Consider the following 14555-nt stretch of genomic DNA (forward strand, 5'->3'; position numbering starts at 1 on the left):
ATCGCGATTGCGCCAGAGATCCACTCCCGTCCTTACCCGGAATTGCCGCCTAGATGTTCATTTCACTGAATGGCGTTAACACCGAGCTAAAAAGTTCAGATCGGATTCACCCCGAAAAATCAAGAATTTGGCTCGATTTCTGCGGCTGGCATCGGTGTGACGCGGTGCTAGTTTCACGAATTTTGAATGTTCCTGAACAACCCGCTAGGATTCATCCGTGACCCAGCCCTTCCACACGTCCCGTCGTCTCGCCCTGGTGGCCCTCTGGGTTGCTGTGGTCGCGCCGTCCGCGTGGGGGCAGGGATATCCGATGGCGCAGGCCGGTCGCGAAGGCGTTGGCCCGCGCGACAGCCGATCTTTTTCGGACACCATTCGCCGCGTGCAGCGGTCTACCGGTGGACAGATTCTTGGCGCGGAGAGTGTTCCGTTTGGCGATAGCCGGCTGACGCGCGTCAAGTACATGGACGAACGCGGCCGCGTGCATATCGTCTACCACCCCGAAGGCGGGCAAGGCGGACCACCGCCTGCCAATGCACGCAGCCCGGCACCATCTCCGTCCGACGCGCCACCACCACGCGCCGATCACCAGTAAGCGCAGATACTTCTGCGTTCAGTGACATAAATCCCCTGGCCTGTGGCCACACAACGTAAGTAGGGAGAGTGCATGCGTATCCTTTTGGTCGAAGACGAAGCTCCGCTGCGCGAGACCCTTGCCGCGCGCCTGAAGCGCGAAGGCTTTGCTGTTGACGCTGCCCAGGACGGCGAAGAAGGTCTCTACATGGGCCGTGAAGTGCCGTTCGATGTCGGCATCATCGACCTCGGTCTGCCCAAGATGTCGGGCATGGAGCTGATCAAGGCGCTGCGCGACGAGGGCAAGAAATTCCCCGTGCTGATCCTGACTGCGCGTTCAAGCTGGCAGGACAAGGTTGAAGGCCTCAAGCAGGGTGCCGACGATTACTTGGTCAAGCCGTTCCACGTCGAAGAGTTGCTGGCGCGCGTCAATGCGCTGCTCCGTCGTGCGGCCGGCTGGAGCAAGCCGACGCTGGAATGCGGCCCGGTGGCCCTGGATCTTGCTGCGCAGACGGTGAGCGTCAACGGCGCCAACGTGGATCTGACCAGCTACGAGTACAAGGTGCTGGAATACCTGATGATGCATGCCGGCGAACTGGTCTCCAAGGCCGACCTCACCGAGCATATCTATCAGCAGGATTTCGACCGCGACTCCAACGTGCTGGAAGTGTTCATCGGTCGCCTGCGCAAGAAGCTCGACCCGGATGGTGAGTTGAAGCCGATCGAGACCGTGCGTGGTCGCGGCTACCGCTTCGCCATTCCGCGTACCGAAGGCTGAGTCAGCGCAGCGGCGATCGGCCAGTGTCGGGACGTTCCAAGTGGTATCGGCGCTGGCGGCCGCGCTCGTTGCAGGCCCGTCAGCTGCTGGCCGCCAGCCTCAGCCTGGTGGCCTTTCTGGCCTTGGCTGGCTACGCACTCGACGTGGCGTTTGCCGACACCGCAGAGAAGAATCTGCGTGAGCGGCTGAAGAACTACGCCAACGCCTACACCTACAACATCGACTTCGTCCGCGATGGCTCGCTGTATCTCGGCGGCCAGCCGCCGGACCCGCGCTTCGACGTGCCGGGCGGCGGGCTGTATGTAGAAGTGGTGCGCCCTGATGAAAGCTATACGTCCGTATCGGCCGAAGGGCCGAGCATTCCGCATGGGCGCATGCTGGAGCCGCGGCAGGAAGAATTCATCGGCCCGCTGGAAATGACCCAGATCGACGGCAGCCTTGGGCAGGTCTATCGCTACGGCCTGGGCGTGAGCTATGTCGAGCGCGAAAACGGCGGCGAGATCCCGTACACCATTTACGTGATGGAAGATGCGCGCTCGATGGGCGCGCAGTTGCGCGTGTTCCGCGGCGCGGTGTGGTTCTACCTGGGCAGTGCCGGTGTGGTGTTGCTGGTGTTGCAGGCCTTCATCCTGCAGTGGAGCCTGCGCCCGCTGCGGCGAGTGATCAACGAGCTGACCAAGGTGCAGCGCGGCGAGATCCAACGCATGAGCGAACAGCATCCGCGCGAGCTCGAACCGCTGACCGAAAGCATCAACGCCTTCATCGAAAGTGAGCGCGACAACCTGGATCGCCAGCGCAACACGCTGGCCGATCTGGCGCATAGTTTGAAAACGCCGCTGGCAGTGCTGCGCACCCAACTGGACAGCGGCGCCTCCGAGCGCGATCTGCACGAAGAAATGGACGTGCAACTGCGCCGCATGAACGACCTCGTCTCTTACCAGCTGGCGCGCGCTGCTTCCAGCGGCCACAAGCTCTTCGCCGCGCCATTGCCGATCGAGCCGACCGCCGAGGAAATCGTGCGTGGCCTGGAAAAGGTCTACGCGGCCAAGGGCGTGTTGTGCGAATTCGATATTTCGCCCGATGCGCGTTTCCACGGCGAGCCGGGGGACTTGCAGGAGCTGTTGGGCAACCTGCTGGAGAACGGCTTCAAGTGGGCGCGCAGCCGCGTGCTGCTGACCGCCCAGCCGGGCCCAACCACCGGCAGCCGACGCGCCGGCATGATTTTGTCGGTGGAAGACGATGGCCCCGGCATTGCGCCCGAAGATGTGGCCAAGATCCTGCAGCGCGGTGTGCGTGGCGATGAGCGCGTGCAAGGCCATGGCATCGGCATGTCGATCGTGCAGGACCTGATCAAGGCCTACCGCGGCGAGCTGCAGGTGCTGCGCTCGCAGGAGTTGGGCGGCGCGCGCTTCGAAGTCACCCTGCCGCCAGGCTTGTAACTGTCACCCCCGGTTGCATGAACCCGTTGCGACTGCCGCGCGGCGCACCGACAACCGTTTAACGCCTCGCGCGTTGTCTTGACCATACTGGGCCGGTATTCGGCCGCCATGATGGAGAGCGACGCCATGCAGAGTGAAGCTGCCACGTCCACGCGGGTGATACGCGGCCGCGATTGGGTTGGCGTGTTTGCCGCGGGCTGCCTGCTTGTCTGCAGCGCGGTGGCCACCGCCGCGCCGGCGCCGACACCGCAGCAACTGCAATGGCTGCAGCGCGCCACCTACGGCGCGAGTGCGGAGAACGTGGCGCAGTTGCTGCGGCTGGGCCAGGCGCGTTACAGCGCGGCCCTGCTGCAACCCAGCGACGATGCAGCGTTGCCTGCACCGGTGCGCGCGCAGCTGCAGCAGTTCGATGCATTGCATACCCCGCTCGACACCTTGCTGGTGCAATACGAGGCCGACAAGGCGCGTTTGCAGGCGATGCCCGATGGCGATGACAAGGTGGCCGCGAGCAAACAGTGGCGCGCGCGCGGTGGGCGGATGCTCACGCAGGCGCGCCAGGCGCAATTACTGCGCGCGGTGTACGCGCCGGATCAGATGCGCGAGCAACTGGTGTGGTTCTGGCTCAATCATTTCAGTGTGTATGCCGACAAGGGCCGTGTGAAGTGGATGGCCGCCGATTACATGGAAACCGCTATTCGCCCCAATGCCACCGGCAAGTTCGCCGATCTGGTGATGGCCACGCTGCAGAGCCCGGCGATGCTGGAGTATCTGGACAACGCCAAGAATGCCAAGGGCAAGGTCAACGAGAACTACGCGCGTGAGCTGATGGAGCTGCATACGCTCGGTGTGGATGGCGGCTACACGCAGCAGGATGTGCAGCAGCTGGCCTTGATACTCACTGGCGCCGGCCTGGCGCAGGTCAAACGCGAAGGCCTGGTGCCGCCGCCCGGCAAGGATCAGGCACCGGTCGTGCGCAGGGGACTGTTCGAATTCAACCCGGCCCGTCATCAGCCCGGCGACAAGACCTTGCTGGGTCAGCGCATTGCCGGTGGCGGCCTGGATGAGATCGAACGGGCCGTGCAACTGCTGGTGCGGCAGCCGGCGTGTGCGCAGTTCATCTCGCACAAGCTCGCCGAATACTTCGTCAGCGACAAGCCGCCTGCGGCGCTGGTGAAGCGCATGGCTGCCACGTTCCAGCGCAGCGACGGCGACATCGCCCAGGTGATGCAGACCATGCTCGCCGCACCGGAATTTGCCACTGCGCAACCGCGCAAATTCAAGGATCCGAATCGTCTGGTGGTGTCGGCGATGCGGCTTGCCTACGACGGAGAAGTCATCACCAATGCCGCGCCGATGGTGAGCTGGGTGCAGCAACTCGGTGAGCCGTTGTTCGGGCGGATCACGCCGGATGGATGGTCGCTGCAATCGCAAGCCTGGACCAGCTCCGGGCAGCTGGCGCGTCGGTTCGAAGTGGCACGCACGCTGGGCAGCGCACCGGTGCAATTGTTTCAAGGTGACGATGTGCCGCAAGAGCTGAGCAACGCGCGCAAACCACCACTGACGCGCATCGATGTGCGCCCTGCGTACCGCTGGCTGCAACCGTCGCTGTCGGTGCAGACGCGCCAGGCGCTAGAGCAGGCGCGCACACCGCAGGAGTGGAATGGCTTCTTGCTGTCTTCGCCGGATTTCAACTATCGCTGAGCGGGAGTGCACCAATGCAACGACGTCAATTTTTGCTGGCCTCCGCTGCCGCCGCGAGTCTGCCGTGGAGCGGCCGCCTGTTTGCTGCCCCACGCGACAGCGCACGCATGCTGGTGGTGTTCCTGCGCGGCGGCTACGACAGCAACAATCTGTTGGTGCCGCATGGCAGCGATTTCTATTACCAGGCGCGTCCGACGCTGGCGATCGCCCGGCCAGACACAAACAATCCGCGCAGCGCGCTGGCACTGGATGCGCAGTGGGGTCTTAACCCGGTAATGGGTGAGTCATTGCTGCCGCTGTGGCAACGCAAGCAACTGGCGTTCGTGCCGTTCGCCGGCACTGACGATCTGTCGCGCAGCCATTTCGAAACCCAGGACGATATCGAATCGGGCCAGGTGGCCACGCAGCGCCGCGATTACCGCTCCGGCTTCATGGCGCGGCTGTCGGGTGTACTCAGCGGCGTGCCGGCGATCGCCTTTACCGATTCCTTGCCGCTGACGTTCCAGGGCGCTGGCGATCTGCCGAATGTCTCGCTCAAGGGCATCGGCAAGCGCGGCCTCGATGACCGCCAGGCGCAGATCCTGGCGCAGATGTATGGCGCCACGCCGTTGGCCGCGGCCGCGCGTGATGGCCTGGCGTTGCGGCAGCAGGTGACCACCCAACTGCGCGAGGAAATGGAACAGGCCGGCCGCGGTGCGGCCAGCGCACGCACCTTTGCCGACGAGACCCGGCGCATGGCGACCTTGATGCGCGACCGCTACCGGCTGGGATTTGTGGATGTCGGCGGGTGGGATACGCATGCCAACCAGGGCAGCGTCGAAGGTGGGCTGGCCAATAACCTGCGCAACCTCGGGCAGGGCCTGGCCGCCTATGCGGACGCCCTGGGACCGGCATGGCAGGACACCGTGGTGGTGGTGATTTCCGAGTTCGGGCGCACTTTCCGCGAAAACGGCAGCAAGGGCACCGATCATGGTCACGGCACTGCGTACTGGGTGCTGGGTGGCGCTTTGCATGGCGGGCGCATCGCCGGCGAGCAGGTCGCGGTGGCGCAGGCGCAACTGCTGCAGAACCGCGATTACCAGGTACTCAACAACTACCGCGACCTGTTTGGTGGCCTGTTGGGCCGGCTGTGGGGGCTGTCGCCATCGCAGTTGGAGCGGGTATTCCCCGGTGCCAGGCCGCGCGATCTTGGGCTTGTTTAAAGGCAAACCAATGCAGTCAAGATGATGCAGAACCTGCGGCACGGCGTATCAGGTGCGCGTGCGTTGCAGGCACTGCGGCAGTGATCGCAAGCGATGCCGCGGCCGTCGTGTTACCTCAGTTTGGCGGCGTGTGCGCGAACGGCGAGGCGCCGTAGAAACGGGTCAAATGTGCGGCCACGCGCGGCATCTCGCGTGCGATCACCTGCGGTGCGGAGAAGTGATACTCACTGAGCACGGCGAAGAATTCTTCGGGCGCTTCGGCGGCGTACGGGTCGATGTCGGTCTGCGTGCCTGCGTCAACCTGGCGGCAGAACGCGGTATAGGCCTGCTGGAAATCGCGTGCCCAGTCGCGGTACTGCGCTGCCGGCAGCGGCGGCGTGCCGTCGAGCGCGCCATCCAGTGCATCGAGCTTGTGCGCCATCTCGTGCACCACCACGTTGAAGCCAGCGATGGGATCGGCCAGATCGGCCTGCACATCGGCCCAGCTGACGATCAGCGGGCCATGCTCCCAGGCCTCGCCGATCAGGGTGTCGTCCCAGGCATGCATGACGCCGGCGGCATCCATGTGGGTGCGCTGCACGCGAAAGGCATCCGGATACACGATCAATTGCGACCAGCCGCGCCAGCCGGCGGCGCCGATGTTCAACAGCGGCAGACAACAGGTGGCCGCCAGCAGCACGGCATCGTGCGGGGTCAGGGTCAGCCCATGCACCGGCGAAATGGTCTTTTGCTGCAGAAATTGCGTGGTCAGTGCGCGCAGGCGGCGTTGCCGCGGCGGATCGAGCGCGGCAACCCAGGCGCACTCGGTGCAGACCGCCTGCCACAGTGCATCGTCAAGGGCAGCAGGTGGCCGGCGTAGCCAGCGCAACACCCACTGGATCAGCGGAACATGCCCGGCAGGAAGCTGTGCCAGCGCGGCATCATGCGCATGCGCGGGAATAACGCATCGCCTTCGCCACCGCCGCCATTGGAGGCGGGTGCAGGCTTGTGGGCTGGTGCGCGCGACGCGGCGGGTGCCTCGCCATTTGGCGTTCTGCCGCGTGCTGCCGAGTTGCTGCTGACGCAGCTCTCATGATCGCCGTCGGCCAGCTGGTCCGTTGCCAGGGCGGCGAGCGGAGCCAACAACAAGAGCAGGCAGAGCGTAAGTCGGCGCATCGTCCACATCCAGGGCAAGCGGCGTAAGTCCCCGATCATAACGTGGTTTTCACCCCATCACGCAAGCCGCGCTGGGCGCCTGGGGGAGCTTGGCGCATAATTTCACGGATCGATTTGGGGACCTTGCCGTGGACGACCGCGCGTTGCTGGCCAAACTTGCGACTGGCCGGCTCTCCGGCGACACGCTGGCGCGCGAGGCCGGGCTGACCCGTGCCGCGGTGTGGAAGCGCATCCAGAACCTGCGCGCGGCCGGGGTTGCGATCGACGGCCAAGCCGGCGAGGGCTACCAGCTTGCCGCGCCGCTGGACCTGCTCGACGCCCAGCGCGTCCGCGCCGCCCTGCAAGCCGATGCCGCCGCCGGGCTGGCGGCGCTGGAGGTGGCCTGGACCGTGGACTCCACCAACACCAGCCTGCTGGCGCGACCAGCGCCCGAGCAGGGCGTGGCGGTGCTGTTGGCCGAGCGGCAGACCGGCGGGCGCGGTCGCCGGGGCCGGCAATGGGCCTCGCCGTTGGGCGCGCACCTGTACCTGTCGGCATCGCGTCGCTTCAGTGGTGGGCTCGGTCAGCTGGCCGGGTTGAGCCTGGCGGTCGGGGTGGCGGTGGCCGAGGCCTTGCGCGGCTGCGGGTTCGACGAAGTCGGGTTGAAGTGGCCCAACGACCTGCTGGCCCGCGGACGCAAGCTTGGCGGCCTGTTGATCGAAGGCGGCGGTGAGATGGCCGGCAATGCGCGCGCGGTGATCGGGCTGGGCTTGAATGTGCACATGCCGCCGGCTGCGGCTGCCAGCATCGACCAGCCCTGGGTAGACCTGGATACCCTGGCCGGCCGGCCGGTGTCGCGCGACCAGGTGGTGGCGGCCGTGCTGTCCGGGCTGATCCCGGCGCTGGCGCTGTTCGAGGCGCAGGGACTGGCCCCGTTCCTGACCCGCTATGCCGCGCTGGACCTGCTGAGCGGGCGCGCGGTGCAGGTAGAGGAAGCCGGCAGCCTGCACCGCGGCACCGCGCTTGGCCTGGCGGCCGATGGCGCGCTGCGTGTGCAGATCGGCAGCGATGTGCGCCTGTTCCACTCCGGAGAAGTGAGCGTGAGACCTGCATGAGTGAGTGGCTGTTCGACCTGGGTAATTCGCGTTTCAAATACGCGCCGCTGGACGGCACTCGCGCCGGTGATGTGCAGGCCTGGGCGCACGGTGCCGAGGCGATGGATACCGCCGCGTTGTCGGCGCTGCCGTCGGGCAAGGTTGCGCACGTGGCCAGCGTGGCCGCAGCGGGCCTGACCGAGCGCGTGCTGGCCAGCCTGCGCTCGCGCTTTGAGCAGGTGCGGGTGGTGCGCACCACCGCTGCCTGTGCCGGCGTGCGGATTGCCTATGCCGACCCGAGCCGGTTCGGGGTGGACCGCTTCCTGGCCCTGCTGGGCGCGCGCGGTGATGCGCCGGTGCTGGTGGCCGGGGTCGGCACCGCGCTGACCATCGACGTGCTGGGCGCAGACGGCCAGCATCACGGCGGGCGGATCGCTGCCTCGCCGACCACCATGCGCGAGGCGCTGCATGCGCGCGCCGTGCAGTTGCCGCCTACCGGGGGTGCCTATGCCGAGCTGGCCAACGACACCGACGATGCGCTGGCCTCCGGCTGCGATGGCGCCGCGGTGGCCTTGATCGAACGCAGCCTGCAACACGCCGCGCGCACCCTTGGCATGCCGGTGCGCTTGCTGGTGCACGGCGGTGGCGCGCCGCCGTTGCTGCCCTTGCTGCCCACGGCTGAATTTCGCGCCGCGCTGGTGCTGGACGGCCTGGCGACCTGGGCGACGCATTCGGCCGCGCCGTAGAATCGGCCGCATGTACGTACGCGCACTCATCGTTGTCCTGATCATCCTCAACGCCGGCGTGGCGCTGTGGTGGGCACTGCAACCGGCGGCTGTCCCGCCGGCAGCGCCGTCGCAACCGGCAGGTGTGGCGCGGCTGGAGCTGCTGCCCACGCCGCCCACCGCTGCCGCGCCCGCCGTTGCCACGGTGGCGCCAGCAGCAGCGCCCGTGCCGCCCCCGGCGGCCCCTGCAGCGCAACCAGTTGTTGCAGCGGTGGACAAGGCGCCGCCGTCCATGCCGGCGGCAACCGCCGCTGTCACCCCAGCGGTGCCGGCCGCAAGCCCGGCGCCCGCGGTTGCCGCACCCGCCGAGCGCTGTGCCAGCCTCGGGCCGTACGCGGCGCGTGCCGAGGCCGATGCGGCCTTGCCCGCACTGCGCGGGCAGGCCAGCCGTGCCAGCGTGCGCGAGGACAAGGATGCAGGAGTGAGTACCTTTCGGGTGATGCTGCCGAATGTCGGCGACCGCGCCGCGGCGCAGGCGCTGGTCAAGCGCATTGCTGCGGCCGGAATCGGCGACTACTACGTCATCGCCCAGGGCGAGGACAACAGCATCGCGCTGGGGCAGTACCAGAGCCGCGAGCGCGCAGAGCGGCGTCAGGCCAGCCTGGTCAGCGCGGGGTTTCCCGCGCAACTGGTGCCCAGTGGCACCGGCCAGTCGCGCTGGTGGATCGACGTGCGCAGCAGTGCGTCGGTGTCCAGCCTGCAGCGCAGTGCGGGCGCGAGCCGGCAACGATCGCTAGACTGCACCGCGCTGCGCTAGAATGCGCACCCTGCGCGATGCGCGCACGCCTTTGCCGGCATAGCTCAGTTGGTAGAGCAACCGCCTTGTAAGCGGTAGGTCCCCAGTTCGAATCCGGGTGTCGGCACCATCCCCGTTCTTCAGTCACCACAGTGCGCACCGTCTGGCGCGCGCTGATGTGTTGTGCGTGGATGTCTGGTTCCATGGCGCGCAGCGGGCGATGCTTGGTTTGGGCACGGCGCAGGTGACGTGTCGACAACCGCTAGAGCGGTTGTCGGTGAGGCCAGCCAGCGCGTTGGCCGGCGGCGACCTCGGCTCAGGCCGGGCGGCCGGCCGAGAGCAATCCCAGTACGTCCTGCTCGGTGCCTGCGCCATGGCCGGACACGCGTTCGGCCAGTGCGGCCACCACCAGCGCATGCGCCTGGCGCAGCACGCTGTCCGCATCGGTGCTGGCGTCGATGACGTGCTTGCCCGGCAGCTGCAGTGCCGCAAAGATCGCGCGGCAGCGTTCCAGGTTGTCCTGGGTTTCGAAATGATTGGGGGCATCGCCGCGTGCGCGGATGCGCGCCAGACCGGTGGGCGGCGGCAGGTCGAGCAGCAACAGCAGGTCAGGCCGCGGCGCAAAATCGTTGGCGGCCAGCAACGTATCCAGTGGCAGGCCGGCGGCGCCCTGGTAGGCAACCATGGACGGGAAATAACGGTCCAGGATCACGATCTCTCCGCGCGCCAGCGCCGGGGCGATCAGGGTCTCCACATGCTCGCGGCGGTCGCGGAGCAGCAGGTCGACCTCGTCCTGGGCGCTCAGCCGCCCGGTGGCGGCCGACTGCCGCAGCTGTGTGCCCCAGGGGCCGTTGGTCGGTTCCTTGCTCAGCACGACGCGCGCGCCGGCCTGCTCCAACAGCGTGGCCAGGCTCCTGGCGAGGGTGGTCTTGCCGGCTCCGTCGATCCCTTCGATCGCGATCAACAAGCCGCCTGGCGTGAGTTCGATAGTCATCACGCTACTTTAGCCGATCCCCCTGAATCCGCCGATTGCTGCGTGCAGTCGCGCGCTGGTCAGTGCACCGACAACCGCATGCAGCATTCGCTGCCGTATGTGTCAGGAATGTCCCGATGCCGCCGCTCGTGTCCGGTTGTCATACTGAACAAGTCAGGCACGGTGCTCAACCGTGTGGCGTTTGAGCGACGCTTTACTGACTTCAAGGATGAAGGACGCGTCGCCGCCACCCTAGAGGCGGCATCCCCCGCGTGACGCCCTCTGCAGGCACCGTCGTGACCGGATTCCTTGACTCACTTTGTGTGCGCGTTGATCGCGCACGGCCACCTTCCGCTCAGACCGGCGCGGAGGTGTAGCGATAGGACAGCAGCGTTTTCACCAGGAAGGTGATCTGGGTGGCCGAGCGCGCATCCACGCGCATGACCGGGATGCGGAAGCCTTCGGCCACCAGCGCTTCGCGGAACGGCGGCAGCAGGAATTCCTGCACCTCGTCGGTCATGGTGACGCCAACGGCCAGGCTGGCCTCTGGCGCAATCCGCGAAAATTCGCGCAGCAGCTCCAGCGTGGTGTCGCGCATTTGCGTATCGCGCGCGCTGGTCAGCACGATCACGCCCAGGGCGCCGTCGCACACCAGCGGCCACATGAAATCCAGGTATTTCTGGCCGGGTACGCCGTAGACGTGCAGCAGCTCGCCGTCTTCGAGCTCGATCGAGCTGTAGTCCAGCGCCACGGTGGTGTAAGTCTTGTCGCCGTAGGCATCCTGGCTCAGCGGCATTTCGGTGCTGACCGGTTCCACGTCGGAGATCGCACGCACCGCGGTGGTCTTGCCCGCGCCCATGCCGCCCACGAACACCAATTTGTTGGCCGGAAGGCTCATGACTGTGCCTGGGAGAGGGTGAGACCGAACCGACGCGCAACCCAGGAAAAGAACCGGGAGTTGCTGCTGTTCTGACGACGCGGCGTGGACGGCACGGCAATCTCCGCAGTCTGGGCAAGGCCGCTGGCCAGCGCGGCGGCGAACAGGCATTCCACCGTTTGCAGCGGCAGCTTGCAAGCATTGGCCAGCGCCTGCGGGCGCCACGGCCGGGCATGCAGGTGCGCGATGGCCAGCAACTGTGACGGCGTGCTGATATCGGCGCTGAGTTCCGGCCATTGGCGCAGTTGCAGCGCGTGGCCCGGTTCCACCGCCGGCAGTGCCGGGCGCAGGTGTTCGGGCAAGGCGAAATACAGCGCTTCCAGCGAGATGCGTCGGGTGGCGGTGGTGCCGATGTCGCCCATTGCGCGTTGCCAATCGGGGCGATCCAGCGCAGCCACCAAGGCGGCCAGCGGCAGTGTGGCGGGCAACTCCAGCCAGCCATTGCCCGGGTCCACACGCACGCGCAGCTGCGCCTGTTGCAGCACTACCGCATCGGTGCCGAATTCGCCGCGGCAATGCCGCAGCAACAGCGCCGGCTCGGTGGCCGGGGCGTGCTGTGGCGAGGACAGCAGCAGGCGTAATTGTTCGTTGAGTTCGCGCACGGTGGCACCGTGCTTGAGCCATGCGCCCGCCACCGGCGTGCGCGACACCACCAGTACCCGCACCGGCTGGCCTTGCAAGGCCTGCCACGCGGCCAGGCCATCGGCACTTTCCAGACCCAGCACCACCACATCGGCGGCGTGCTCGGGCCACTCGCCCAGCTGCACGTCGATGCGTTCGGCGAGCAGCAGCGAGCAGGCCAGTTTCAGGCGCGTGGTGTGCAGCAGGTCCAGGCCGGCCGTAGCGACCCGCATGGTGTGGATGGGTGTGGTCATGATCTGGCGCCTGGCGGCGCATCGAGGCAGCAACGCCTGCCGGCGGGCGCCGGCAGGCCAATAGCAACGGCGCAGTGGCGCCGTTCTTTAACGATCAGCGGATCAACCGAAGTCGAGGGTCTTCTCGAACGCCTTCAGTTCGTGACGTGCCATGGCCAAGTTGGCCTTGGCGCGGTCCAGCACCACGTACAGAAACAGCGCGCCGTTGCTTTCCAGAGGGCGCAACAGGTGGTACTGCTTGCTCAGGGTGATCAGGATGTCTTCGATGGTGTCGTTCAAGCCCAGCTGTTCGGCGATGCGGCGCTTGGCGCGCACTACTTCAGTGTTGCCTGCCGCGGCCAGTTCCAGGTTGAGCTCGGTACCGCCGGTCATGCCCAGCGCCATGCCGCTGTCGCTATCGACCAGCGCGGCGCCAACGAAACCGGCCAGCGAATGCAGTTGTTCCAGATTGAGTTTTGACACGAGTCGTCCTTACCAGCGTTGAGAAATGAGTGGGCGGATGCCGTGCGCACACGCAAGCACGAACAGTGCCAAGCGAGCAGTGCTACGCGGCGGCCGGCGGTGGCGTTGCCAGCGCCGTGGCCAGCCGGCCTGCGCAATCGCGTGCGTTGAACAGCAGCGCGGCGGCATTGAGATCGCTGGCGCCCACGGCGGTCAGCGTCAATGGTTTGTCGGCACGGATGCGGATCAGCACCAACTGCCCGCCACGGGTGCTGATGGTGGCGTAATCAGCTTCGCTCAGGCCCGATTCGCGCGCCAGCGTCTCGCCCAGCGTCAAAAACGAATTGGCCATGGCGGCAAGCCGGCGGCCATCGGCGTCGAGGCTGGATTGCTCGGTGATCGCGCGCCCGTCGGCGGTGGACAACATCAGCAGCCGGATCCCCGGTTCGCGCTCGATGGTCTGCGCAAATTCGCGCCCGATGCGCTGCAGGTCGTACTGATGCGACGCCCGCGCGACTTCGCCCACGGCAGCCTTGACGACCTGGTTGACGGCGTTGTGCGGCATGAAAATTTTCCCCCTGTTGCGAACGGCCTGCGCGAATAAGTGACACCGGTCCTGCGCTGGCGGGCGAACGATACCATCGGCATATGAGGGCAAAGTCATACCGGCCTCAGCTTCTTAACTGTGCGGTCAGACAAGCACAGTCCGCAAAGCTGCGCGTGCCACAAACTGCCCCGCAACGTCACTTATGACGGTGCTCACGGCAGTCATGATGACTGCGCACCACGATGCAAGCGGTGTGCCGTGCTGCGCTGCCGCGCGTAGTTGCGCGATGCGACGACTAGACTGCGCGGCTTTCCCGATGCTGGAGCAATGCATGGCAACGCAGTACGTGCCGGTTTCCCTGATTGGCGTGCCCACCGACATCGGTGCCGGCCACCGTGGTGCCCGGATGGGGCCGGAGGCATTGCGCATCGCCGGGCTGCAGGAGGCCTTGGTCGGGCGCGGCGTCGAGGTGCGTGACCTGGGCAATCTGGATGGCCCGCGCAATCCGTGGCAGGCACCGCAGGCCGGGTACCGGCATCTGGACGAGGTGGTCGCCTGGAACCAGGCGTTGATGGACGCCAGCTACGCGGAGCTGTGCGCAGGCCGCATGCCGGTCATGCTGGGCGGCGACCATTGCCTGGGCATCGGTTCGATCACCGCGGTGGCCAAGTACTGCCGCGAGCAGCATCGCCCGCTGCGAGTGCTGTGGCTGGATGCGCATTCGGACTTCAATACCAGCGAGGTAACCCCGTCCGGCAACGTGCACGGCATGCCGGTGGCCTGCCTGTGCGGCCTTGGCCCGCAGGCGCTAACCCACCTGGGCGGCAGCGCGCCGGCCGTGTTGCCCGAGCAGATCCGGCAGATCGGCATCCGCTCGGTGGACCCGGACGAGAAGCGCCTGATCAAGCAGCACCGCATCGACGTCTACGACATGCGCTACATCGACGAAGCCGGCATGAAGCGCACCATGGAAGCGGCCCTGCAAGGCATGAGCGCCGATACCCACCTGCATGTGAGCTTCGATGTGGACTTCCTGGACCCCAGCATTGCGCCGGGCGTAGGCACCACCGTGCCGGGTGGGCCGAACTACCGCGAGGCCCAGCTGGTGATGGAGATGATCGCCGACACCGGGCGAATGGGGTCGCTGGATATCGTGGAGCTCAATCCGGTACTGGACAACCGCAACGCCACCGCCGAGCTGGCGGTGGATCTGGTGGAAAGCCTGTTTGGCAAGTCGACGCTGATGCGAGATTGATCGGTGCCTGAACGTTTGGCCCGGCGTTCACATCAAATCCACGGTCGCGCAGTCAGATTTGGCGCCAAGCGGGGTGCATCGGCACCGG

At 66.5% G+C, this 14555-nt stretch carries 16 protein-coding genes and 1 tRNA gene; 10 read left to right on the forward strand and 7 right to left on the reverse strand.

The features are described 5' to 3' along the window. Window positions 1–274: 274 nt before the first annotated feature. The 5 genes from QRM89_RS00580 (at window position 275) to QRM89_RS00600 (ending at window position 5690) form a co-directional block, all read left to right on the forward strand. Entirely contained in the window at window positions 275–592 is a 318-nt protein-coding gene (locus QRM89_RS00580) for a hypothetical protein (protein WP_238151574.1), read from the forward strand. 72 nt (window positions 593–664) lie between these two features. Next, a complete protein-coding gene (locus QRM89_RS00585) occupies window positions 665–1348 on the forward strand; it encodes a response regulator transcription factor (protein WP_002808458.1) in 684 nt (227 codons plus the stop codon). A 68-nt stretch (window positions 1349–1416) separates the two neighbouring features. Then, window positions 1417–2787, forward strand: coding sequence for an ATP-binding protein (locus QRM89_RS00590; protein WP_172666263.1), 1371 nt, complete (start codon window positions 1417–1419; stop codon window positions 2785–2787). A 111-nt stretch (window positions 2788–2898) separates the two neighbouring features. Beyond that, window positions 2899–4488 (forward strand): DUF1800 domain-containing protein, encoded by a 1590-nt coding sequence (locus tag QRM89_RS00595; protein ID WP_285447090.1) that lies wholly within the window; start codon window positions 2899–2901, stop codon window positions 4486–4488. 14 nt (window positions 4489–4502) lie between these two features. Further along, window positions 4503–5690, forward strand: a complete 1188-nt coding sequence (locus QRM89_RS00600) for a DUF1501 domain-containing protein (RefSeq protein ID WP_285447051.1) — start codon at window positions 4503–4505, stop codon at window positions 5688–5690. 115 nt (window positions 5691–5805) lie between these two features. Here QRM89_RS00600 and QRM89_RS00605 read toward each other — a convergent pair whose 3' ends face one another. Then, entirely contained in the window at window positions 5806–6561 is a 756-nt protein-coding gene (locus QRM89_RS00605) for a M90 family metallopeptidase (protein ID WP_285447052.1), read from the reverse strand. An 8-nt stretch (window positions 6562–6569) separates the two neighbouring features. Next, the gene (locus QRM89_RS00610) at window positions 6570–6884 is read right to left on the reverse strand and encodes a hypothetical protein (RefSeq protein WP_040942016.1); all 315 of its coding nucleotides are present in this window, start codon (window positions 6882–6884) and stop codon (window positions 6570–6572) included. A gap of 50 nt (window positions 6885–6934) precedes the next feature. On the opposite strand from QRM89_RS00610, the gene birA reads away from it, so the two are divergent. The 4 genes from birA to QRM89_RS00630 all read left to right on the forward strand — a co-directional run bounded on the left by birA (window position 6935) and on the right by QRM89_RS00630 (window position 9569). Next, window positions 6935–7939: a bifunctional biotin--[acetyl-CoA-carboxylase] ligase/biotin operon repressor BirA gene (gene birA / locus QRM89_RS00615; RefSeq protein WP_310792784.1), complete on the forward strand. Its 1005-nt coding sequence runs from the start codon at window positions 6935–6937 to the stop codon at window positions 7937–7939. Continuing rightward, window positions 7936–8664 carry a type III pantothenate kinase gene (locus QRM89_RS00620; RefSeq protein WP_285447053.1) on the forward strand — a complete coding sequence of 243 codons (729 nt, stop codon included), beginning with the start codon at window positions 7936–7938 and terminating at the stop codon, window positions 8662–8664. The genes birA and QRM89_RS00620 overlap by 4 nt, the downstream gene beginning before the upstream one ends. A 10-nt stretch (window positions 8665–8674) precedes the next feature. Next, window positions 8675–9460: an SPOR domain-containing protein gene (locus QRM89_RS00625; protein WP_285447054.1), complete on the forward strand. Its 786-nt coding sequence runs from the start codon at window positions 8675–8677 to the stop codon at window positions 9458–9460. A gap of 33 nt (window positions 9461–9493) precedes the next feature. Beyond that, window positions 9494–9569 (forward strand) — tRNA-Thr (locus tag QRM89_RS00630). 186 nt (window positions 9570–9755) lie between these two features. Here QRM89_RS00630 and tmk read toward each other — a convergent pair. From tmk to QRM89_RS00655, 5 genes are all read right to left on the reverse strand, one after another. Next, window positions 9756–10433, reverse strand: coding sequence for a dTMP kinase (gene tmk / locus QRM89_RS00635; RefSeq protein WP_285447055.1), 678 nt, complete (start codon window positions 10431–10433; stop codon window positions 9756–9758). Window positions 10434–10767: 334 nt separating this feature from the next. Beyond that, entirely contained in the window at window positions 10768–11310 is a 543-nt protein-coding gene (locus tag QRM89_RS00640; RefSeq protein ID WP_042595653.1) for a GTPase, read from the reverse strand. Continuing rightward, on the reverse strand, window positions 11307–12224 hold the full coding sequence (locus QRM89_RS00645; protein WP_285447056.1) for a hypothetical protein: 918 nt from the start codon (window positions 12222–12224) through the stop codon (window positions 11307–11309). The genes QRM89_RS00640 and QRM89_RS00645 overlap by 4 nt, the downstream gene beginning before the upstream one ends. Before the next feature lie 102 nt (window positions 12225–12326). Beyond that, window positions 12327–12686 carry a hypothetical protein gene (locus tag QRM89_RS00650; RefSeq protein WP_011039002.1) on the reverse strand — a complete coding sequence of 120 codons (360 nt, stop codon included), beginning with the start codon at window positions 12684–12686 and terminating at the stop codon, window positions 12327–12329. Window positions 12687–12768: 82 nt separating this feature from the next. Beyond that, complete coding sequence (locus QRM89_RS00655) at window positions 12769–13230, reverse strand: roadblock/LC7 domain-containing protein (RefSeq protein WP_012439505.1); 462 nt, start codon at window positions 13228–13230, stop codon at window positions 12769–12771. 313 nt (window positions 13231–13543) lie between these two features. Here QRM89_RS00655 and rocF point away from each other — a divergent pair, with 313 nt between their 5' ends. Next, complete coding sequence (rocF, locus tag QRM89_RS00660; protein WP_103700858.1) at window positions 13544–14467, forward strand: arginase; 924 nt, start codon at window positions 13544–13546, stop codon at window positions 14465–14467. The last annotated feature ends 88 nt before the right edge of the window (window positions 14468–14555 follow it).

Origin of the sequence: Xanthomonas sp. LMC-A-07 (assembly GCF_030208825.1) — a bacterium.
Taxonomy (GTDB): Bacteria; Pseudomonadota; Gammaproteobacteria; order Xanthomonadales; family Xanthomonadaceae; genus Xanthomonas; species Xanthomonas campestris.